The organism is Rhodoferax sp. (genome assembly GCF_018780565.1).
Lineage (GTDB): Bacteria > Pseudomonadota > Gammaproteobacteria > Burkholderiales > Burkholderiaceae_C > Rhodoferax.
This window is the reverse complement of the sequence record NZ_JADMJN010000002.1, coordinates 508,262-528,765: the sequence shown is the minus strand read 5'-3', so window position 1 is coordinate 528,765 and position 20,504 is coordinate 508,262. Positions and strand designations below refer to the sequence as shown.

20 protein-coding genes and 1 tRNA gene are annotated in these 20,504 nt (G+C 59.3%); 7 read left to right on the top strand and 14 right to left on the bottom strand.

Going from position 1 to position 20,504, the window contains the following annotated elements:
* Positions 1-131 precede the first annotated feature (131 nt).
* On the top strand, positions 132-377 hold the full coding sequence (locus IV109_RS02990; RefSeq protein WP_296691862.1) for a hypothetical protein: 246 nt from the start codon (positions 132-134) through the stop codon (positions 375-377).
* Here the strand turns inward: IV109_RS02990 and IV109_RS02985 are convergent.
* The 6 genes from IV109_RS02985 to IV109_RS02960 form a co-directional block, all read right to left on the bottom strand.
* Positions 374-1,045 (bottom strand): CBS domain-containing protein, encoded by a 672-nt coding sequence (locus IV109_RS02985; RefSeq protein ID WP_296691859.1) that lies wholly within the window; start codon positions 1,043-1,045, stop codon positions 374-376. The genes IV109_RS02990 and IV109_RS02985 overlap by 4 nt on opposite strands.
* Positions 1,046-1,107: 62 nt before the next feature.
* Positions 1,108-2,346, bottom strand: a complete 1,239-nt coding sequence (gene hemW, locus IV109_RS02980; protein ID WP_296691856.1) for a radical SAM family heme chaperone HemW — start codon at positions 2,344-2,346, stop codon at positions 1,108-1,110.
* 17 nt (positions 2,347-2,363) lie between these two features.
* Positions 2,364-2,963, bottom strand: coding sequence for an RdgB/HAM1 family non-canonical purine NTP pyrophosphatase (rdgB, locus tag IV109_RS02975; RefSeq protein ID WP_296691853.1), 600 nt, complete (start codon positions 2,961-2,963; stop codon positions 2,364-2,366).
* A gap of 39 nt (positions 2,964-3,002) precedes the next feature.
* Positions 3,003-3,734, bottom strand: a complete 732-nt coding sequence (rph, locus tag IV109_RS02970) for a ribonuclease PH (protein WP_296691850.1) — start codon at positions 3,732-3,734, stop codon at positions 3,003-3,005.
* A gap of 78 nt (positions 3,735-3,812) precedes the next feature.
* Positions 3,813-4,727 carry a PP2C family serine/threonine-protein phosphatase gene (locus IV109_RS02965; protein ID WP_296691848.1) on the bottom strand — a complete coding sequence of 305 codons (915 nt, stop codon included), beginning with the start codon at positions 4,725-4,727 and terminating at the stop codon, positions 3,813-3,815.
* Positions 4,724-5,731 carry a serine/threonine-protein kinase gene (locus IV109_RS02960; protein ID WP_296691844.1) on the bottom strand — a complete coding sequence of 336 codons (1,008 nt, stop codon included), beginning with the start codon at positions 5,729-5,731 and terminating at the stop codon, positions 4,724-4,726. The genes IV109_RS02965 and IV109_RS02960 overlap by 4 nt, the downstream gene beginning before the upstream one ends.
* A 77-nt stretch (positions 5,732-5,808) precedes the next feature.
* Between IV109_RS02960 and IV109_RS02955 the strand changes: the two genes are divergently transcribed.
* The 4 genes from IV109_RS02955 (at position 5,809) to IV109_RS02940 (ending at position 9,983) form a co-directional block, all read left to right on the top strand.
* Positions 5,809-6,726, top strand: coding sequence for a YicC/YloC family endoribonuclease (locus IV109_RS02955; protein ID WP_296691839.1), 918 nt, complete (start codon positions 5,809-5,811; stop codon positions 6,724-6,726).
* A gap of 35 nt (positions 6,727-6,761) precedes the next feature.
* Positions 6,762-7,382, top strand: a complete 621-nt coding sequence (gene gmk, locus IV109_RS02950; RefSeq protein ID WP_296691835.1) for a guanylate kinase — start codon at positions 6,762-6,764, stop codon at positions 7,380-7,382.
* 30 nt (positions 7,383-7,412) lie between these two features.
* Complete coding sequence (gene rpoZ, locus IV109_RS02945) at positions 7,413-7,616, top strand: DNA-directed RNA polymerase subunit omega (protein ID WP_296691833.1); 204 nt, start codon at positions 7,413-7,415, stop codon at positions 7,614-7,616.
* 156 nt (positions 7,617-7,772) lie between these two features.
* On the top strand, positions 7,773-9,983 hold the full coding sequence (locus IV109_RS02940; RefSeq protein ID WP_296691830.1) for a bifunctional (p)ppGpp synthetase/guanosine-3',5'-bis(diphosphate) 3'-pyrophosphohydrolase: 2,211 nt from the start codon (positions 7,773-7,775) through the stop codon (positions 9,981-9,983).
* Here IV109_RS02940 and greB read toward each other — a convergent pair.
* From greB to IV109_RS02905, 7 genes are all read right to left on the bottom strand, one after another.
* Entirely contained in the window at positions 9,977-10,546 is a 570-nt protein-coding gene (greB, locus tag IV109_RS02935; protein ID WP_296691826.1) for a transcription elongation factor GreB, read from the bottom strand. The two genes, IV109_RS02940 and greB, sit on opposite strands and share 7 nt — an antisense overlap.
* 89 nt (positions 10,547-10,635) lie before the next feature.
* Positions 10,636-10,712: transfer RNA gene (locus tag IV109_RS02930), tRNA-Arg, on the bottom strand.
* Between the two features lie 69 nt (positions 10,713-10,781).
* Positions 10,782-11,654, bottom strand: coding sequence for a 3-keto-5-aminohexanoate cleavage protein (locus IV109_RS02925; protein ID WP_296691823.1), 873 nt, complete (start codon positions 11,652-11,654; stop codon positions 10,782-10,784).
* The gene (locus IV109_RS02920) at positions 11,651-13,621 is read right to left on the bottom strand and encodes a biotin carboxylase N-terminal domain-containing protein (protein ID WP_296691819.1); all 1,971 of its coding nucleotides are present in this window, start codon (positions 13,619-13,621) and stop codon (positions 11,651-11,653) included. Before IV109_RS02920 ends, IV109_RS02925 begins: the two co-directional genes overlap by 4 nt.
* Before the next feature lie 8 nt (positions 13,622-13,629).
* A complete protein-coding gene (locus tag IV109_RS02915; protein ID WP_296691815.1) occupies positions 13,630-14,448 on the bottom strand; it encodes an enoyl-CoA hydratase-related protein in 819 nt (272 codons plus the stop codon).
* Between the two features lie 11 nt (positions 14,449-14,459).
* Positions 14,460-15,611: an acyl-CoA dehydrogenase family protein gene (locus IV109_RS02910; RefSeq protein WP_296691811.1), complete on the bottom strand. Its 1,152-nt coding sequence runs from the start codon at positions 15,609-15,611 to the stop codon at positions 14,460-14,462.
* 39 nt (positions 15,612-15,650) lie between these two features.
* Entirely contained in the window at positions 15,651-17,261 is a 1,611-nt protein-coding gene (locus tag IV109_RS02905; protein ID WP_296691807.1) for a carboxyl transferase domain-containing protein, read from the bottom strand.
* A 174-nt stretch (positions 17,262-17,435) separates the two neighbouring features.
* On the opposite strand from IV109_RS02905, the gene IV109_RS02900 reads away from it, so the two are divergent.
* Both IV109_RS02900 and IV109_RS02895 read left to right on the top strand, forming a co-directional pair.
* Positions 17,436-17,732 (top strand): SCP2 sterol-binding domain-containing protein, encoded by a 297-nt coding sequence (locus tag IV109_RS02900; RefSeq protein ID WP_296691802.1) that lies wholly within the window; start codon positions 17,436-17,438, stop codon positions 17,730-17,732.
* Positions 17,732-18,178 (top strand): MerR family DNA-binding transcriptional regulator, encoded by a 447-nt coding sequence (locus IV109_RS02895; RefSeq protein WP_296691797.1) that lies wholly within the window; start codon positions 17,732-17,734, stop codon positions 18,176-18,178. Before IV109_RS02900 ends, IV109_RS02895 begins: the two co-directional genes overlap by 1 nt.
* On the opposite strand, the gene IV109_RS02890 is transcribed toward IV109_RS02895, so the two are convergent.
* Positions 18,179-20,248: an AsmA family protein gene (locus tag IV109_RS02890; protein ID WP_296691793.1), complete on the bottom strand. Its 2,070-nt coding sequence runs from the start codon at positions 20,246-20,248 to the stop codon at positions 18,179-18,181.
* Positions 20,249-20,504 lie beyond the last annotated feature (256 nt).

The following is a 20,504-nucleotide window of genomic DNA, read 5'->3' as shown; positions in this document are numbered from 1 at the left end:
CGCTGAATGGCAAATACCCCAAAGAACAATTTGCGCTTTAAAATCGATCTTGTGCGTGCCATCTCCGATCTTCGGTGGTGAGGAAGAAAGTGCACCGCAAAAAGTCAATTCGAAACAGGAGTGGAGGTCACATGGTCAAGGAAGTTTCAAAAATTCCGCCAACTGAGCGCAAGCCTTCAACAACCATTCATTTGTATTCGGTGAACGATCCGATACCGATACCTGAAGCCGTCGAATCGAATACCGATACCGCTTGGGGCCTGTGGGAAGACTCCATCGCGCCACCCAAAGATGCGCCGGACACCACGTACGACAACACCATGCCGGCCGAATTGCTGCCCGAGCCGCCTGAAAAATCACCGAAAAACCGCCCCTAGCCCCAGAGGTCCAGCGGCGGGTCTGTCACCACGGCACGCAGAATGTCCGATCGAGACACAAAACCGGTCACCAGACCCTGCTCATCCACAACAGGCAGCCCGGGCAGGCCCGTATCCAGCAAAACATGCGCCACGCGGCGGATATCCGTGTCCGGAGCAACACTGGGCACAGGCGTCCACATGATGTCCGAAACGCTTTGCGCCAGCAGGGCTCGCCATACCAATACATTGGTGTCAGGCGTCGGGAGGCGATCCGGGCGCAGCAAATCCGCGCGAGACAGCAAACCCACCAAAGTGCCAGCCTGATTCACCACCGGAGCCTGGCCCACGCCATGCCGCGCCAGCAGCTGCCAGGCTTCCAGAACGGTGACGGTGTCGGGTAAGGTGATCACATCACGGCTCATCAGCGCATCAACCTGACGCAGCGGATGGCGCGGCAGCACCACTTTTTGGGTTTGCGCATACGCCGTCAACGCAGTGCGATGCGCCTCGTCGCTCGGGGCCTGCCGCGTGAAAGCAGCAAAAATGTTGTCACGCGCATCCTGCCCATCGCGACCAACCGGCTGGATTGCCTGGGTGCGCGCAGCCGCACCGACACCGCCGATCTGACGCAGCTGCTCCATCGACCCGCGAAACAATTGCCCCGACACACCATAGACAGAGAACATGGTCCAGACCCTCTCCAGTTCGCCAGACTATAGCGCGAGCAGAATCCCGGTGCCCGGGAGATTCAGCGGGACGGCGGTAAAAACAGGGCCTGCAGGTCGTTCAGAAAGTCAAAACCCCGTAGGCTGGGCTTGATTCGACCAAAGTCACGCTCGATCAAGCCTTTGCGTTCTGCCTCATCCAGCCCCTGCTGGATGGCATTGATCGCCAGGCCGGTGCGCTCATGGAACTGCTGCAGGGAAAAACCGTCTTTCAAACGCAGGGCATTGAGCATGAACTCAAACGGCAAATCAGCACGGCTGACTTCGTCGTCCTGCGCCACGCCATAGCCGGCCAGCGCTTTTTCCATGTACAGCTTGGGGTCCCGAAAACGCACCTGACGCACCACGCGGTGGGCAAAACTGAGCTTACTGTGGGCTCCAGCACCCAAGCCCAGATAGTCGCCGAACTGCCAGTAATTCAGGTTGTGAAAACATCGGTGCCCATCACGCGCGTAGGCAGACACTTCATAGCGGTACAGTCCCGCCTCGCCCGTCATATCGGTGATGAGGTCCAGCATGTCGTATGCCGTATCCTCCTCCGGGATCACGGGCGGGTACTTGGCGAAATAAGTGTTGGGCTCTATGGTGAGGTGGTAGATCGAAATATGGGGTGGCGCCAGAGCCAGGGCGGTAGCCATGTCCTCTTTCAGGTCAGCCAGGGTCTGACCCGGCAGTGCGTACATGATGTCCAGGTTGAAAGTGTCAAAGGCCTGCGCCGCCTCCTCCACCGCCGCCAGCGCCTGCGCGCGATCGTGCACCCGGCCCAGCGCCTTCAGGTACGCGTCGTTGAAGCTCTGGACCCCGATGGACAGGCGCGTCACACCCGCTGATCTGAAAGCCCGGAAACGATCCCGCTCAAAGGTGCCGGGATTGGCCTCCAGCGTGATCTCGCAATCGGGCTCCAGCCGCAGGCGGGCACGGATGCCACCAATCAGCCGGTCAATGGCCTCGGGCGAGAAAAGGCTGGGCGTGCCACCACCGATAAAAATGCTGTGCACCGTGCGCCCCCAGACCAGCGGCAAGGCCGCCTCCAGGTCTGCCATGACGGCATCCAGGTAGCGCTGCTCAGGCATGTCGGCAGCGCGCATCTCATGGGAATTGAAGTCGCAATACGGGCACTTCTTGAGGCACCAGGGAAGATGCACATAAAGTGACAGCGGTGGCAGCGCGGCCAGCTGCAACAGGCCGGGGCGCATGTAGTGCTGTACATCCCGGGGTGTGGATGGCTGCGGTGCGGGCGATGCAGGTGCGATGGGAATCATGGTCAATACCAAAGGCCTTACAGCCACCGCTCACGGATCAGCTCAAGCATCGCACGCGCAGCCCGACCGCGGTGGCTGTTGGCATTTTTAACCTCCACGGGCAGCTGCGCAAAGGTCTTGCCGAACTCGGGGATGTACATCACCGGATCGAAACCAAATCCGTTGCTGCCCATCGGCTCGCGACTGATCTCGCCCACCACGCGGCCAGCCGCAATCAGCGGCTCCGGATCCTGCGCCGAGCGCACCGCCACCAGCGTACTCACCAGCGCCGCGCGGCGATTGTCGACATCGCGCATTTGTTCCAGAAGGGCTCGCACATTGTTGTCGTCGCCCTTGTCGTACCCGAACTGCGTGGCGTAGTAGGCCGTATCAACGCCTGGCAAGCCCCCAAAGGCGTCAACGCACAAACCCGCGTCGTCAGCCAGCGCGGGCAAGCCGCTGTGCGCCGCCGCATGGCGGGCCTTGGCCAGCGCATTTTCAACAAACGTATGAAAAGGCTCGGCGGCCTCGGGAATGCCAAGTTCACCTTGCGCAACCAGCTCCAGCCCGAGCGGCGCAAACATGGCGCGCAGCTCGGCCAGCTTGCCCTTGTTATTGGATGCCAGAACAATCTTCATGAAATCAGGCCCTTGCCTTTGTCGTACAAGCTTGAATTGCTATGCATTTGATAGTGAATTCTTCTGCAGCACAACCAGGTCACCGATGCCCTTTTCGGCCAGTGCCAGCAAGGCATTCATTTCCTGGCGGGAAAACGCGGCACCCTCGGCGGTTCCCTGGACTTCAACGAAATGGCCCGCCCCGGTCATCACCACGTTCATGTCGGTATCGCAAGCCGCGTCCTCGGTGTACTCCAGGTCCAGCAAAGGCGTGCCCTGCACGATGCCTACCGAAATGGCGGCCACATGGTCGCGAATCGGCGACGTCTGCAACTTGCCTTGCGCCATCAGCTTGGCTACCGCATCCTGCGCGGCCACAAAAGCACCGGTAATGGCGGCAGTGCGGGTGCCACCGTCCGCCTGCAACACATCACAGTCAAGGTGGATCGTGCGCTCGCCCAACTTGGTGAGATCAAACACGGCGCGCATGGAGCGGCCAATGAGGCGCTGGATTTCCTGGGTGCGCCCACTCTGCTTGCCACGCGCAGCCTCGCGGTCGCTGCGGGTGTGTGTGGCGCGCGGCAGCATGCCGTATTCGGCCGTTACCCAGCCCTCACCGCTGCCCTTTTTGTGGCCCGGTACTTTTTCTTCGACCGATGCCGTGCACAAGACCTTGGTGTGCCCAAACTCAATCAGCACCGAACCCTCTGCATGGATGGTGTAAGCCCGTGTGATACGGACTGGTCGCAGTTGATCCACAGCACGCGCGCCGCTTCTAAAAAATTCACTCATGGTGCGTTCTCGCAAATAATGTTTTTGATGGAGCGAGCTTTGCGCCCGCTCCCGAATACCGGGAATCCGATCGCTGCCTCAGCCCTTCTTGGCGGCAGAGCGGCGAATAGCCTCGTTGATTTCAGCGATCGAGCGCTCAATGGCGGCGTCATCCAGATCTTCCATGCCGGAGTCCAGCCAGCCGGCCTGCACCGTGGACGCGAACACACCGTCGCTGATGGTGTCGGTGGAGATACTGCCCCGTGTGGTTTCAAAGCCCTCGGGGGTCTCCCATTCCAGCGCGATCATGGTGACGTTGTCGCTGCTGTCACCGGCCTTGCGCAAGGCTTTTTCCACCAGATCGGGAACGGCTTCACCCACCGGCTTGTGGCTCAGGTCATAGGTAATGTCTGCATCGTTCAGGGTCCCCCACAGACCGTCTGAACACAGCATGACTTTGTCGCCCTGCTGCAGTACGACAGGCCCTGTCAAGTCGAATACCGGCTTGGTCGGCGAACCGAGGCAGGTGAACAGAACGTTGCGATTGAAACGGTCCGGCAACTTGGCCGTTGAACCGGTACTCTGGTGCTGCTCGATAAAAGAATGATCACGGGTTCGTGCCAGCAGCTCACCTTGACGAACCAGATAAAGCCGGGAATCGCCGCAGTGAATCCAGGACACGGCCCCGGCCTGCACCACCGCAGCCACGATGGTGGTGCGAGGCGTATCCAGCATGCCTTTTTCAATTGCATACCGCAGGATCTGTCGGTGGGCAGCCATCAAGGCGGCCTCCAGAAACACGTTGACGTCGGGTACTTCCGGCCGGGCCTCTTTTTGAAACATGGCGGAGATGGCCTGCAAGGCAAGCTGCGCCGCAACTTCCCCTTCGGGATGTCCACCCATGCCATCGGCCAGTATGAAAATGCCCGATCCGCGGGTGTAGGAATACCCCATGCGATCTTCGTTCTTTTCCCGTCCGCCCTTGCGACTCACCTGAAAAACAGAGAATTTCATTTAATTTTTCCGCCGATACCGGTCGCTTTTTGGGCGGTTTTTTTGGTGTCCGACACCATGGTGTCAAACTGGAGGCGAACTTTCTCAGTCACGCTGAGCTTGGTGTAGCGACGCTCACCTTCACGGCTAAGCTCTTTTTGCAGGGCAAAAACCGACTGTGGTCTGGACAGCGGATCCAGCGACATGCACCACTCCACCACCTCGATCAGGTTGTCGGAATAGACCCCCCTCAGACGCGCCAGTGCGATGGCAATCCGGTCGTTTTCAAGTCGCTGCGGGGCCTCGTTGGGCGGATAGCCCTGCATGCAGGCATAAATACAGGCCCCGATGGCATAAATGTCGGTCCAGGGGCCCATCGAGGCATCCCGCCGGTACATTTCGGGCGCGGCAAAACCGGGGGTGTACATCGGCCGGATGAAATTGCCTTCTTTGCTCAGGACCTCACGCGCCGCACCGAAGTCGATCAGCACCGACTTGTTGTCGTCGGTGATAAAAATATTGGCCGGCTTGATATCCAGATGCAGCATACGGTGCTGGTGAACGATTCGCAAACCACGCAGAATTTCGTCGAACAGGGAACGGATGGTGGACTCCCGGAACACCTTCGCCTGCTTGAGATCCCTGGCCGTGATGATGAAGTCCTGCAGGGACGCACCCTCCAGGTAATTCATCACCATGTAAACCGTCTCGTTCTCCCGGAAGAAGTTCATCACACTCACCACGGAGGGGTGTGAAATCTGGGCCAGTGAACGCCCCTCCTCAAAGAAGCTCTTCAGACCCAAGCGGTACAACGACAGCTTCTCGGGTTGCACCTGAGGCAGCAGCGCACCCGGGGCACGCGATGCCAGGGAGGAAGGCAGATACTCCTTGACTGCAACCTGCTGCCCTTCCGGATCAATCGCCAGATACACCACGCCAAATCCTCCAGCAGCCACCTTGCGGATGACGCGGTAGCCACCAATCATGGTGTCTGGAGGGAGCGGTGCGGGTTTGACCTTTGACATAATTTTCGGATGAGCTCTCGTCTGATCTGCCTGAACCGGGTTATTCTCAGGCCCATTCCATTGATCAAAGAGCCGAGATGCCAGTTTACAGTATGACCGGCTATGCCAGTGCGCAGCACAGCACAGCCAAATCCGTTTCCGACACCGAATCCAAAAGCGCGCCAGCGAGCCATCTGGGACTGGAAATACGGTCTGTCAACAGCCGGTTTCTGGATCTCTCCTTCCGGCTCCCGGAGGAGCTTCGGCAGTTTGAGCCCGCGTTGAGGGAGCTTCTGGTTGGACGACTCAAACGTGGCAAGGTTGAAGTGCGCGCCGCCATCGAATCCAACACCCAGAACACAGTGCAGGATCCGAGCACGAGACTGTTGCAGCGTTTGAATGCCGTGCAGGACAACGTGAAAGCCTGGCTTCCCAACGCAGCCCCATTGAGCGTGGCCGACGTGATCCGCCTTGCGGCCAACGAGCAAACATCTACCCAGGACTGGCGCGAGGAGATCCTCCCGCTGGCCGAAACAGCCTTGAAGGAACTGCTGTCAGCGCGTCAGCGTGAAGGCGCCCGCCTGGCCAGCATGCTGACGGAACACATCGGCCAGTTGCGCACGCTGGCGGCACAGGCGGTGCCATTGGTGCCCCAGCTGGTTGCGCAGCAGCGCCAGCGCTTTCTGGATCGCTGGAAAGAGGCCATGGACCTGAGCGATGGCGCCACCTTGCCGGAAGCGGCCCAGGACCGGGCCCTGACCGAAGCCACCGCGTTTGCCATCCGCATTGACGTTGCAGAGGAAATCACACGCCTCAATTCCCATCTGGATGAGCTTGAACGCCTGATCAAAAAGGGGGGCGAGCTCGGCAAGCGGCTTGATTTCCTGATCCAGGAACTGCACCGGGAAGCCAACACCATGGGCTCGAAATCGGCAGCGCTGGAGCTGACCCACATTTCGGTGGACATGAAAGTACTGATCGAGCAAATGCGCGAGCAGGTGCAGAACATAGAATAGGGCGCCCCTCAATCACCGCCTAGAGCCGTCTCTTCATGGACTATCCCGGAAATTTGTTCGTCGTTGCGGCCCCCAGCGGAGCCGGCAAATCCAGCCTGGTCAAGGCCTTGCTGGAACTTGACTCCCATGTGCAGCCGTCGGTTTCACACACCACGCGAGCGCCTAGAGGGCAGGAAAAACACGGACGGGAGTACTTCTTCGTGTCCGAGCAGGAATTCGACGCCATGGTGAAGGCCGATGCCTTTGTGGAATGGGCCCATGTCCACAACCACCGCTACGGCACTTCGAAAAGAGCGATTGAAGATCGTATGGCACAAGGTGCTGACGTCATTCTTGAAATCGACTTTCAGGGTGCCATCCAGATCAAGAAAATCTTTGCCAACGCCATCAGCATTTTCATCTTGCCACCGAGTTGGGAAGAGTTGCGCTCACGGCTGGAGCGCCGCGGGGAAGATTCGCCGGAAGTCATTGAATTGCGGTTGAAAAATGCAGCCATCGAGGTCGCCCAGGTACATCATTTTGACTTCGTTATAATCAACGAGTTGTTTGACCGCGCGCTTTTTGACCTGAAAGCGATCGTTCATTCTCAGCGTCTCAAGTTTTTAGCGCAACGGCGCGCCAGGGCTGAGACCTTCAAAGCACTTTCCATTCCTTAGTGCCTCCCCTTTGGTCTTTCGGAGAATTTCATGGCTCGTATTACCGTCGAAGACTGCCTTCAGCAGATTCCCAATCGCTTCCAACTCGTGTTGGCCGCTACTTACCGTGCGCGCATGCTGAGCCAAGGTCACTCACCCAAAGTTGAAAGCAAGAACAAACCCGCCGTCACCGCCCTGCGTGAAATAGCAGCTGGCAAGATTGGCCTGGAAATGCTGAAAAAAGTACCACTTTAAGTACTTGCCAGCACTGGAAAAAGCACCGCTTGCGGTGCTTTTTTATTGCCCTCTGGCAAATCGACAGACGCACGTTATATTAAATGGGTGGGTACAGCAATTAAATCTTCATCGGGCAATGGCATAAGTGCGGTCGGTCATCGTCAAACGGCGACCGTGCCGAGCCCGGCCGCAGTCAATGCAGCAGCTGCCAGCTTCGCCAATCTGACGGCTATTCTGGACTATCTGTCGCCAGTCGATCTGGAACAGGTACGCCAAGCCTACCGATTTGCCGATGAAGCACACTTGGGGCAGCTTCGCAACAATGGCGAGCCCTACATCACCCACCCGATCGCTGTTGCCGCCCAATGTGCGGAATGGAAACTGGATGCACAGGCCCTTATGGCCGCACTGTTGCACGACGCCATGGAAGACTGTGGCGTTACCAAGATCGAGCTGATCGAGCGCTTCGGCTCTCCAGTGGCTGAACTGGTGGATGGGCTGACCAAGCTCGACAAGCTGCAATTCAATACCCGCGAAGAAAATCAGGCCGAATCGTTTCGAAAAATGCTTTTGGCCATGGCGCGTGACGTGCGCGTGATTTTGATCAAACTCGCGGACCGAACACACAATATGCGTACGCTGTCCGATGTACCACAGACCAAATGGACGCGCATTGCCTCTGAAACCCTGGACATCTACGCGCCGATTGCGCACCGCCTAGGCTTGAACCAGACCTACCGCGAACTGCAGAACCTGGCATTTCGTCACTTGCGCCCATGGCGCTATGCCGTTTTGTCCAAAGCAGTGGCAAAGGCCCGCAGCAGACGCAGGGATCTGATTCAGAAAGTACAACGAGAAGTCGAAGCTGCTTTCGCCAGCAATGGCATGAAGGTGAAAATTGACGGGCGCGAAAAGACCTTGTACTCCATTTACAAGAAGATGGATGAAAAACACTTGAGTTTCGCCCAGGTTACCGACATTTATGGACTCAGGGTCATTGTGCCTACCGTGCTGGATTGCTACACGGCCCTGGGCACCCTGCATCAACTCTACAAACCGGTGCCGGGCAAGTTCAAGGATCACATTGCCATTGGCAAACTCAACGGCTACCAGTCTCTGCACACAACCCTGGTTGGCCCCTCTGGCGTGAACGTGGAATTCCAGGTCCGTACCGAGGCCATGCACATCGTTGCAGAATCCGGGGTTGCCGCTCATTGGCTTTATAAGGTCAATAACCCACAGGAAGCAACAAATGGCGACCGTTTAGGCTCAAAATGGCTGCAGTCACTGCTGGACATCCAGGACGAGACGCGTGATGCCGCCGAATTTTGGGACCACGTCAAGGTGGATTTATTTCCGGATGCGGTGTACGTCTTCACACCGAAAAGCCGGATCATGGCGTTGCCGCGAGGTGCCACGGTAGTCGACTTCGCTTACGCCATTCACAGCAACATCGGGGATCGCACGCTCGCTGCCAAAATCAATGGTCAACAGGTACCACTGCGCACCGAACTCAAAAATGGCGACGTCATCGAGATTGTGACGGCGCCAGTGTCCACGCCCAATCCAGCTTGGCTCAGTTTTGTGCGCACCGCACGCGCACGCTCCAAAATTCGCCACCACCTGAAAACGCGGGCGCATGCCGAGTCGGAGAGACTCGGCGAGCAGATGCTGGCACAGGCACTTCGGGCCGAGGGAATTGACAAGCTGCCAGACGAAGCTGGAAAAAATCAGGCAATTTGGGAAAAGTTATTGCGTTTTAGCGGCAACAAGAGCCGATCCGAACTTTTAACCGATATTGGCCTGGGCAAGCGGATTGCCAGCATTGTCGCCAAGCGTCTGCTGACACTGCTGATTGACAGCGGAGAAAGACCGGACGCCCTGCTTCTGACGCGCGAGCGTTACGCAGCCAGCGAATCGGTGGCACAAGGAGGCGTCACACTGGACGGCAGCGAAAACGCATCGGTCCGGTTTGCAAGCTGCTGTCGACCAGTCCCTGGAGACACCATCGTGGGCTACCTGGGCCGCGGCGAAGGCTTGATCGTGCATGCACACGATTGCCCTGTTGCGCGCAAGCTCAAAAGCAAGGATAGTGAACGCTTCATCAGCGTGGAATGGTCGGATGAGCCGGTTCGCACCTTTGAAACCGAGGTCGTGGTGACGGTAAGCAACGGCAAGGGCGTACTGGCCCGCGTCGCCTCGGCATTGGCAGCGGCCGAAGCAGACATCACCCACATCGATATGGCAGACGAATCCGCCCAGGATGCCACCGATTTACGGTTTGTTATTGCAGTGCGCGACCGCAATCATGTTGAAACAGCACTGCGTAATCTGCGGCGGACACCCTCCGTCCTCGAAGCACATCGGACCAAAATCAATCAGTGAGTCGACCCATCCGCAGGCGACGGATACTGAACATCCATCACCTCGATTTCGACGATGCCAGCAGGCGTCACCAACTGGAGTACATCGCCGGTCCGTGCCTTGAGCAATGTCCGGGCGATTGGCGAAACCCAGCTGACCTGCCCTTTTGAACTGTCAGCCTCGTCAATACCCAGAATCGTGACGGTACGCTGCACGTCCTTGTCATCCACATAAACAACGGTGGCGCCAAAGAATATCTGCTCGCTGCCGTGGTGAACCGCCGGATCGGTGACTTCCATGATTTCCAGTCGCTTGGTCAGGAAGCGGATTCGTCGGTCAATCTCGCGCAAGCGCCGTTTGCCGTAGATGTAGTCCCCATTCTCGGACCGGTCGCCGTTGCTGGCCGCCCAATGGACGATTTCAACAATTTTGGGGCGCTCGTTGTCAATCAGCTCCAGCAGTTCGGCGCGGATGCGGGCGTAGCCTTGTGGCGTGATGTAATTTTTCCCGCCAGACGGCAATGCGGGAAGCTGCGGATCATCATCGTCCGCATCGTCAACTTCTTTGGTGAACGCCTTGTTCATGACGATTTCGTCAAATAGCTTGCGCAACTACGCCCTGGACGGTAGACAAGAAAAAGGCCTGTAACTTTACAGTTACAGGCCTTTACTTTTGGTGCGGCTGGCAGGAATTGAACCCACGACCCCTTGGTTCGTAGCCAAGTACTCTATCCAACTGAGCTACAGCCGCTAAGCTTTAAATTATAGCACCAAGCTCGCAGTCTTCAGAAAATTCAGAAAAGATTTTGATTCCTGCCCGTCAATGCAAACCCAACAAGGTGCGCGCTTCAGCCGGACTGGCGATTGAGCGGCCAGCGTTGCGTGCACATTGGGCCAGGGCCGTGATCAACTCGCCATTGCCTTTGGCCCGCTCACCGCTGGGCAGGTAAAACGTGTCTTCCAGACCGGTGCGCAACATGCCCCCCAGATCCGCCGTCTTTTGGTGCACCGGCCAGATTTCCTGACGGCCAATCAGCGTGGCTTGCCAGACGCTGCTGGGCGCCATCCACTGCGGCAGCAAGGCCAGCAAATCGGCATCGCACGGCATGCCGGAGGCGACGCCCATCACCAAATTGTATTCAGGGCGGCCCATCTCGGGTTTGAGCATGCCGTTCTTCAAATACATGGTGACGGAGCGCACGATGCCGACATCAAAGCATTCAAATTCGGGGTGAGTGCCGCACTCGCCCATCACATCCAGAAACTGCTGCACTTTGGACACCGGGTTGTCGAACACCATGGGTGGCCAGGCCCAGCTGCCGTCTTCCTTGAGTTTCAGGTAGTTCAGGCTGCCGGCATTGCAAGCCGCAATTTCCGGTTTGACGCGGCGAATACAGGCCAGGGGGCCCGATACATCCTTGCCCACCACGCCGGTGGTCAGGTTGATGATGACGCCGGGGCAGGCTTCGCGAATGGCATCAACCACCGAGGCCATCACCTCCGGGTCCCACGAGGGCATATGGCCCATGCCCTCTTCCTGGTTGCGCACATGCACGTGCATGATGGATGCGCCTGCATTGAACGCATCCCGTGCCTCGGCCGCCATTTGTGCCGGGGTGACCGGCACGGGGTGCTGCTTGGGATTGGTCAGCACGCCGGTCAGCGCGCAGGTCAGTATTGCTTTTTCCATCATGCATCCTTGGTTGTTTTCAGTTCGATTTCAAGTTCTATCAGCAGAGCACCAGATTCCACCTGATCGCCCACCTTGGCGTTCACCGCCTGGACCGTGCCTATGGCCTCCGCCGTGAGCCACATTTCCATCTTCATGGCTTCGACGCAGACCATGGCTTGCCCATCCTGCACCGCGTCACCGGCGGCCACCAGAATCTGGGTGACCTTGCCCGCCACCGGCGAGCGGGCGCGGCTGGCGTCCTTCAAGGCATCGGCATTGGGGAAGGCCGATACCTCGGAAAACACAAAGCTGTGGCCATTGAGCGCCATGTGCACTTCGGTGCCGCTGGCGACCACCACCGCTGACTGAACGACACCATGGATTTCAAAGCGCAGCACACCCTCGGTAAAGGTCAACACCCGGGCCTGCACCGCCACGCCGTCCAGAATGAGCGAAATGCCACCCAGCCGGTCGGGGCGCGCACGCACACTGCGCACCAGGTCGCCGCACTGCACGTTCATGTCGAATGCGGCCACACTGTCCGATCGCCAGCTATTGCCGTGGCGCATGGCCATGGCCATGGCGGCCACACGCCATACATCGTCACTGGGCACTGCGGCCTGCAACAGAGGCTCGCCCTGCTCCATCCACTGGTCGATCATGGTGGTGGTCATCCCGGCATTGCGAAAGGCCGGGTGGTCCACCAGGTCTGACAAGAAGCGGCCGTTGTTGCGCAAACCGAGCAGCGGCGTGTTGGCCAGGGCCGCACGCAAGCGGCGAATCGCGTCATTGCGGTCGCGCCCGTGCACGATCACCTTGGCCACCATCGGATCATAAAAAGGCGAGATCACACTGCCTTGCACAATGCCATCGTCAATGCGGACCCCCGCATGCAGCGCGCGCGCAGGCTGCCACCACAGCACCTTGCCGGTTTGCGGTGCAAAGCCCGCATAGGGGTCTTCCACATACAAGCGTGCCTCGATGGCGTGGCCGGTAAGCTGAATGTCGGACTGCTTCGCGGGCAAGGGCTCACCCGCGGCCACACGCAATTGCCATTCCACCAGGTCATAGCCTGTGATCATCTCGGTCACCGGGTGCTCGACCTGCAGGCGGGTGTTCATCTCCAGAAAGTAGTGCTTGAGCTTGTCATCGACAATGAACTCGACCGTGCCGGCACCGCGGTAACCCACGGCCAAAGCAGCAGCCACCGCGTCCTTGCCCATGGCTTCGCGCATGGCGGGTGTGACCACCGGTGACGGTGCCTCTTCGATCACTTTTTGCCGGCGGCGCTGTGCGGTGCAGTCACGCTCGCCCAGGTACACGGCATTGCCATGGGCATCTGCAAACACCTGAATCTCGATATGGCGGCCGTTGTCAATCAACCGCTCCAGCATCAGCGTGCCATCCCCGAAAGCGCTGGTCGCTTCGCGCCGCGCACCGTCAATGCCCTGCTGCAATTCGGCGAAATGACGCACCAGCCGCATGCCGCGCCCACCACCACCGGCCACCGCTTTCACCAGCAGCGGAAAGCCCAGTTTTTCAGCCTCTTCAATCAGTTGTGCATCGCCTTGCTGCTCGCCCAGATAACCCGGGGCACACGGCACGCCGGCGTCAATCATGCGGCGCTTGGCCAGTGCCTTGTCGCCCATGGCTTCAATGGCCGAAGCCGGGGGTCCGATGAACACCAGCCCCGCATCGACACAGGCCTGCGCAAACGCAGCGTTCTCGCTCAGGAAGCCGTAGCCGGGGTGAACCGCGTCAGCGCCCGTCTTGCGGGCTGCCTCCAGGATCGCGTCAAAGCGCAAATAGGACTCTGCCGCAGGGGATGCACCAATGTGCACGGCTTCATCGGCCAGCGCCACATGGGGTGCCTCGCGGTCGGCATCGGCGAACACGGCCACGGTCTGGTAGCCCAGATTGCGCGCGGTGCGGATGACGCGGCAGGCGATCTCGCCCCGGTTGGCGATCAAAATTTTGGAGAAAGTCATTGCCGAAGTCATTGAGTTACCCAGTTTGGTTTGCGTTTCTGCATGAACGCGGTCATGCCTTCCAGGCCCTCGGGGCCTTGGGCGGCACGCGAAAAAATGGCGGCAGCGTCGAGCACCAGATCTTGTGGTGCGCTCAGACGGGCTCGGGCCATGAGGGCCTTGGTGGCACCCAGCGCCCCCGGTGCACAGGCCAATATATCGGCCAGCACTTTGTCCAGTTCGGCCTGCAAGCCTTCGGTGTTGCTGACGGCGTGCACCAGGCCAAGGCCCAGCGCGGCGCGCGCGTCCAACCGTCCACCCGTTACTGCGAGACGCTTGGCCTGCGAATAGCCCAGACGCTCGACCAGGAACGGAGCAATCTGTGCGGGGATCACGCCCAGGGCGGTTTCTGGCAGACGAAAATTCGCCGTGTCGCTGGCAATGGCCACGTCGGCCACGCACGCCAGCCCAAAGCCGCCACCCATGACCGTGCCCTCCAGCACCGCCACCACCGCCAGCGGCGTGTGGGCAAAAGCCACGCACAACTGGCCAAACTCCGCGTTCACTTCAGCGATCGGGTCGTGTGCGCCATCGCTGTTTTGCATGGCACGCATGCGTGCGCCGGCCATGTCTTTCAGATCAGCCCCGGCGCAGAAATGGCCGCCAGCACCGCGCAACACCAGCACGCGCACGGCATCGGGCTTGCCCGCGCTGGCTTGTGCGGCTTGCAGCACCTGGCGCAGCTCGGCCACCATCTTGAGCGACATGGCGTTGCGGGACTCCGGCCTGTTCAAGGTAATATGAAGTACAGCCCCCGTCTTATCTGCCCGGATAGCTTCCAAATTCATAGCATCCACGATCAGGCCTTGCCGGGCAGCGTGCCCTCGAGCTTGCAGATGATGCCCAGCATGATTTCATCGGCGCCACCGCCAATCGAAATCAGGCGACCATCCCGGTACGACTGCGAAATCGGGTTGTCTGCGGTGAAGCCCATGCCACCCCAGTACTGCAGGCAGCTGTCCGCCACCTCGCGGCTCAGACGACCGGCCTTGAGCTTGGCCATCGATGCCAGCTTGGTCACATCCTTGCCCCCCACATACGACTCCACCGCGCGGTAGGTCAAGGCGCGCAGGGCTTCCACCTCGGTGCGCAACTCGGCCAGGCGGAAATGCACCACCTGGTTGTGCAGGATCGGCTTGCCAAAAGTCTGGCGCTGGCGGGTGTAGTCAATGGTCTGGTCGATCAGGTTGTCCAGCGAGCGCAGGCAACCGGCGGCGCCGTACAGACGCTCCTCCTGGAACTGCAGCATCTGCAGCATGAAGCCCATGCCTTCTTGCCCGATCAGGTTGGATTGCGGCACGCGCACGTTGTCAAAAAACAGCTGGGCGGTATCGCTGGAATGCATGCCGATCTTCTCGATCTTCTGGCGCGTGACACCCGGACTGTCCAGGCGCACGATGATCATCGACTTGTTCTTGTGCGCCGATCCTTCGGAGGTGTTGGCCAGCAGGCAACACCAGTCGGCCTGCATGCCGTTGGTGATCCACATCTTGGAGCCGTTGATGACGTAGTCGCTGCCATCCTTGCGCGCCGTGGTCTTGAGTGCGGCCACGTCGGAGCCGCCGCCGGCCTCGCTCACACCGACGCAACCCACCATGTCGCCGGCGATGCTGGGCGCCAGGAACTCGTGACGCAAAGCATCCGAGCCAAAGCGCGCCAGTGCCGGGGTGCACATGTCGGTCTGCACGCCAATCGCCATGGGCACGCCACCGGCAGCGCAGTCGCCCAAGGCCTCGGCCATCACCATCGAGTAGCTGAAGTCCAGCCCCATGCCGCCAAACTCGGTGGGGTACTTGATGCCCAGCAGGCCCAGGTCGCCCATCTTCTTGAACAGCTGGTGGGCCGGGAAGATGCCAGCCTTTTCCCACACGGGCAGGTTGGGGTTGATTTCATTCTTGACAAACTTGCGCACGGTGTCGGAAATCTGTTCGTGTTCGGGTGTGAATTTCATGGGTGTACTCTTGAGGTTGAATAGTTAGACAGTGGGGGCTTACATGCGGGCGACGCCAAAGGTATTGGGGCGCAGCTTGCGTTGCTCGGCCTCTTGGGCCAGAGCCAGGCACAAGCCCAACAGGCGGCGTGTGTCGCGCGGGTCGATGATGCCGTCGTCCCACAAGCGGGCCGTGCCAAACAGGGCGGCGGACTCCTTGTCCAGGCGCAGGCGCAGACCATCGGACATGGTCTTGAGCGCCTCGTCATTGGCCTCCATGCCCATGCGCTCGATCTTGGCCCGGTTGACGATGTCCATCACCTTGGCAGCTTGTGCTCCGCCCATCACCGCAGTGCGCGCCGTGGGCCAGGCAAAGATGAAGCGCGGATCAAAACCACGTCCGCACATGCCGTAGTTGCCGGCACCGTAGGAGCCGCCCAGCACGAAGGTGAACTTGGGCACCCGCGCATTGGCCACCGCCTGGATCATCTTGGAGCCGTGCTTGATGGCGCCGCTGCGCTCGGCCACCGAACCCACCATGTAGCCGGTGGTGTTCTGCAAAAACACCAAAGGCGTGCCGCTCTGGTCGCAGAGCTGGATGAACTGCGCCGCCTTGGTCGAACCGGCCGGCTGGATCGGGCCGTTGTTGCCCAGAATGCCCACCAGATGGCCTTGCACGCGGGCATGGCCGCACATCATCTCGGGCGCATAAGACGCCTTGAACTCCAGGAAATCAGAGCCATCAACCAGGCGGGCAATGATCTCGCGCACATCGTAGGGCTCGCGCTCGTCCGCGGGCACAATGCCCATCAGCTCCTGCTCGTCGAACAGCGGCTCGGCGTGGCTTGCAGCCACTGGCGCGGTATCCCAGTTGAGCTTGTCCATCACTTCGCGCGCCATCGCAATCGCGTGTGCATCGTCCTCGGTCAGGTACTCGCCCAAACCGGTGACCTGGGCATGGGTCTCAGCACCGCCCAGTTCGTCGTCGGTGCAGTCCTCCCCAATCGCCGCCTTCACCAGCGGCGGGCCGGCCAGGTAAATGCTGGAGCGCCCACGCACCAGAATCACATAGTCCGACAGGCCCGGCAAATACGCCCCACCGGCCGTGCTGGAGCCGTGCACCACGGCGATTTGCGGCAGCCCCATCGCAGACATACGGGCCTGGTTGGCAAACGTACGGCCACCTTCGATGAAAATTTCGCTCTGGTACATCAGGTTGGCGCCGCCACTCTCCACCAGGGAAATCAGGGGCAGCTTGTTCTCCTGGGCGATCTGCTGCGCGCGCAGACCTTTGCGCAAGCCCATGGGTGCCACGGTACCGCCCTTGACCGCGCTGTCATTCACTGAAATCAGGCAGCGCTTGCCTGCCACCACGCCAATGCCCACGATCGAGCCACCGCCCAACACCGACTTTTTCCCGTCGTCATCGTGCATGTTCAAACCAGCGAGGCGGCTGATTTCCAGAAACGGCGTGCCACGGTCCAGCAGCCGGGCCAAACGCTCGCGCGGCAGCAGTTGCTTGCGTTTTTCAAACTTGTCGCGCTTGGATTCAGATTCGGCAATGACCTGGCCTTCCAGGCGCTGCACTTCGGCAAGCAGGTCAGCCATGCGCTTGGCATTGGCAGCAAATCCATCGGCTCGGACATTGATCTTGGAACGGAGTGCAGGCATCGGGACGGGTCCTCTGTTTAAAGTTACCCCATTAGAAATCAAGGTGACGTTAACGTCAACTTAATATCGTATAGGTGTTTATACTATGCTTAACGTCATCGAAGGCTGTTAGCATCCGTGTCGTCCGGAGTACGCCTTTTTTATTCCCAACACTCTTACCCCAAGGAAATCCATATGAACCTCGAAGAATGCACACAAGCGATCCGTACCAAAGTGGGCGCTGACAGCGGTTTGGCCGCTACCCTGAAATTCGATTGCGGCGCTGACGGCGTGATCGTGATCGACGGCAAGTCCACCCCCAATACGGTGAGCAATGAGAACACCGACGTGGATTGCACCGTGGGCATCACGCTGGACAATCTGAACGCCATGCTCAGTGGCGATCTGGAGCCTGCTACTGGCTTCATGGCAGGCAAACTCAAAGTGTCTGGCGACATGAGCGTGGCCATGCGCCTGCAGCGCGTCATCTGATGGCGGTGAGCGACGCCCAGGCCTTTGTCGACTCCCATCGGGACGTGGACACTGCCGAGCTCTTTGGCATTACCGAGTTATGCCGCGAGTTCGGTATCACCCTGCGCGCGCTGCGCTTTTATGAAGACAAAGGCCTGTTGTCGCCACGGCGCGTCAACGGTGCCCGCGTCTACACCCGCCGGGACCGCGCCCGCCTGGCACTGATCCTGCGCGCCAAAGCCATTGGCTCATCGCTGTCAGAGATCAAGCGCTATCTGGATTTATATGGCGATCAGGGCGAAGGCCGTGTGCAGCAACTCAGCTTCGTGATCGAACGAACCGATTCCGAAATCATCGAGCTGGAGAAAAAGCGTGCCCAAATCGACGAGACGCTGGCCGAGTTGCGAGTCATCAACGCCAGTTGCCGCAAACACCTGGCCGAGCGCCAGAAGTCCGAGAAATCCTGATCAGCGACCCAGCAAGCCTTTCAAAAACCCTTTGGCCTTGTCTTCGGCCTGGGTCTTGATCTCCTGCTTCTTCTCTTCCACCCGGGCTTTGGCAAGGTCACTCACCATGCTGCTGAATTCGAGCTTGTAAGACAAGCTCTCAAACGGCCCGCTCACCCGCACCGGCACGGTCAACCCCTTCAACTGGTCCAGGCCTTTGCCGCCCTGCCCCTCACCGCTGGCCACCACACTGGCCTTGGCCAGGTAGTTCATCTGGCCCGCGCCAATATCAATATCGCCAGCCCCCGCCAGCCGCAAAAACGGCGACTTCATGGCCAGGTCGTCGTTGTGCGCCACACCGTTGGCTACTTTGAGCGAAGCCGTCAACTCGGAGAAATCGGTTTTCTCGCCCGCCTTGGCCTGCTGGGTCGAGTCGGACTGTCCGCCCAGTTTGCCTTTGATGTCGCGCAGGCTTTGCGCCAGGTTAATGCCCTTGATCGCGCCATCTTTCAGGCTCAGCGACGCAGTGCCCGCAAGAGCCTTCTTCATCGCGCTCACGGTATCGCCCCGGCTGCTCAGGTCCACTTGTACATTGCCGCGTCCTTCCAGAAGATCCTTGTTAACCAGGTCCTTCATCAGCGGATTAATGCTCACGCCCACCAGATTTTGCTGGATGGAAACGCTGTTGCCCACCGCATTCACGGCCACACGCCCGCTGGCGCTGCCCTGGTACAGATTCATGCTCAGGGGCGCCAGCTCCAGTCGCCCGCCTGCCAGATTGACCGTGGTGTTGAGCTTGTCAAGCTTGATGCCAGACACCTGCAAGGCACCCACGCGAACCACGCCGCGCACACTGGGCCCCTTGAGCGCAGAAAAGTCCAATGGTGCCTCCTTGGCAGTCTTGTCACCCTTGCCACCGCCCGCGGCTGCGGCCTCGCCCGACTGGGGCGGAAAATACTTGTCCACGTTGAGTTTGTCCACATCCAGTTCAAAGGCCAACCCCAGCGGGGCGAATTTGGACACATTCAGCTTGACGGCGATATGGGATTCATCAAACTGCGTTGCCAGGTCCAGCACAGCAGACTGGCGGGCTGCATCGACCTTCAGACTACCGGACACCGGCAGCTTTAATTGCTTCATCGGCATCTTGGGACTGGCCACATCGAAGTTGCCAGACAGCTTGCTCAGTGCCAGCGTCTGCGCCGTCACGTTCACCGCCACCGGCGAGCCAAGCTGACCCTTGACTGTGGTGTCGCCCGACTTGGCATCCAGCTTCAGCGCCAGACTGTTGATCTGCAAGGCGTCTGCATTACCCTGCACGCCCGACAGGCTCAAGTCAAGCTGTATACGACGATCACCACCGGCCAGCGTAACGGCTAGGCTCACCTTGTCACCACCCGATTTTTCCGGTGAAATGTCGAGCCTGGGCGCATCCAGTTTGACCTCGAACACGTCAGCGGCGCTCTTGCCCCTGGCTGACAAAGCAAGCGCATTCACCGCAACTGTTTTCCTGGCGCCATCGGCCTGCACACGCCCGGTGTTCAGCCCGATGTTGGACAGCACGGTGGTGCTGCCGCTTTTCTCATCCCGCCATGTGACCTGGGCATCGGCGATCTTGATGCTGGCGATGTCGATTTGCAAGGGCTCCGCCGGCTTGGTGGCTGGGGCCTCTGGTGTTTTGGCGGGCTTCTGCTCCTCCCCCATCAGGTCGGAAAAATTGAAACTGCCACTCTTGGTCTTGACCACCGTCGCCTTCAGGCCATTGAGCTCCAGGCCACGAACCTTGACCTGCCTGGACAACAGCGGCATCAGCGCCACCGACACCCGCGCAGACTGCAGTGCAACAAACTCGGTCTTGCTGGCACGCTCACTCAGCGTCACTCGGTCCAGTGCAATGCCGATGTCCGGCCAGAGGGACAGCTTGGGCTGACCTTCGATCACCAGTGTGCGCTGCTTTTCCTCCAGCATGACGCGGCTGAGTTCTGATTTGACTTTCTCGCCATCGAACAAGGCATAGAGCGCCACGGCCCCCAGCAAAAGCAGGACCACAACAGCCCCCACAACAATACCAACGATGCGTAGGGCTTTCATGGGGCGGGGGTCCTTTTGCGAAGAGTCAATGAGCTTACGAGAACATTGTATTTCTGAGCTGGCTCTGGGTCGCCTGTCAAAAAGCAAATCTAAAGCGCTGTCAAAAGAAAAAGCCTGCAACGAAAAAGGTTGCAGGCTTTTGAATCAAATGGTGGGCCGTCACAGACTTGAACTGTGGACCAAAGGATTATGAGTCGCAGAATAAATGCATTTGCCAGTGTTGATTGGAGTAGTATCATCTTACAAATCAATCACT

What these genes read in the sequence shown, in the direction of transcription:
- IV109_RS02990 (WP_296691862.1), top strand. Translation starts at nt 132, where the DNA reads ATGGTCAAGGAAGTTTCAAAAATTCCGCCAACTGAGCGCAAGCCTTCA.
- IV109_RS02985 (WP_296691859.1), bottom strand. Translation starts at nt 1,045, where the DNA reads ATGTTCTCTGTCTATGGTGTGTCGGGGCAATTGTTTCGCGGGTCGATG.
- hemW (WP_296691856.1), bottom strand. Translation starts at nt 2,346, where the DNA reads ATGATTCCCATCGCACCTGCATCGCCCGCACCGCAGCCATCCACACCC.
- rdgB (WP_296691853.1), bottom strand. Translation starts at nt 2,963, where the DNA reads ATGAAGATTGTTCTGGCATCCAATAACAAGGGCAAGCTGGCCGAGCTG.
- rph (WP_296691850.1), bottom strand. Translation starts at nt 3,734, where the DNA reads ATGAGTGAATTTTTTAGAAGCGGCGCGCGTGCTGTGGATCAACTGCGA.
- IV109_RS02965 (WP_296691848.1), bottom strand. Translation starts at nt 4,727, where the DNA reads ATGAAATTCTCTGTTTTTCAGGTGAGTCGCAAGGGCGGACGGGAAAAG.
- IV109_RS02960 (WP_296691844.1), bottom strand. Translation starts at nt 5,731, where the DNA reads ATGTCAAAGGTCAAACCCGCACCGCTCCCTCCAGACACCATGATTGGT.
- IV109_RS02955 (WP_296691839.1), top strand. Translation starts at nt 5,809, where the DNA reads ATGCCAGTTTACAGTATGACCGGCTATGCCAGTGCGCAGCACAGCACA.
- gmk (WP_296691835.1), top strand. Translation starts at nt 6,762, where the DNA reads ATGGACTATCCCGGAAATTTGTTCGTCGTTGCGGCCCCCAGCGGAGCC.
- rpoZ (WP_296691833.1), top strand. Translation starts at nt 7,413, where the DNA reads ATGGCTCGTATTACCGTCGAAGACTGCCTTCAGCAGATTCCCAATCGC.
- greB (WP_296691826.1), bottom strand. Translation starts at nt 10,546, where the DNA reads ATGAACAAGGCGTTCACCAAAGAAGTTGACGATGCGGACGATGATGAT.
- IV109_RS02925 (WP_296691823.1), bottom strand. Translation starts at nt 11,654, where the DNA reads ATGATGGAAAAAGCAATACTGACCTGCGCGCTGACCGGCGTGCTGACC.
- IV109_RS02920 (WP_296691819.1), bottom strand. Translation starts at nt 13,621, where the DNA reads ATGACTTTCTCCAAAATTTTGATCGCCAACCGGGGCGAGATCGCCTGC.
- IV109_RS02915 (WP_296691815.1), bottom strand. Translation starts at nt 14,448, where the DNA reads ATGAATTTGGAAGCTATCCGGGCAGATAAGACGGGGGCTGTACTTCAT.
- IV109_RS02910 (WP_296691811.1), bottom strand. Translation starts at nt 15,611, where the DNA reads ATGAAATTCACACCCGAACACGAACAGATTTCCGACACCGTGCGCAAG.
- IV109_RS02905 (WP_296691807.1), bottom strand. Translation starts at nt 17,261, where the DNA reads ATGCCTGCACTCCGTTCCAAGATCAATGTCCGAGCCGATGGATTTGCT.
- IV109_RS02900 (WP_296691802.1), top strand. Translation starts at nt 17,436, where the DNA reads ATGAACCTCGAAGAATGCACACAAGCGATCCGTACCAAAGTGGGCGCT.
- IV109_RS02895 (WP_296691797.1), top strand. Translation starts at nt 17,732, where the DNA reads ATGGCGGTGAGCGACGCCCAGGCCTTTGTCGACTCCCATCGGGACGTG.
- IV109_RS02890 (WP_296691793.1), bottom strand. Translation starts at nt 20,248, where the DNA reads ATGAAAGCCCTACGCATCGTTGGTATTGTTGTGGGGGCTGTTGTGGTC.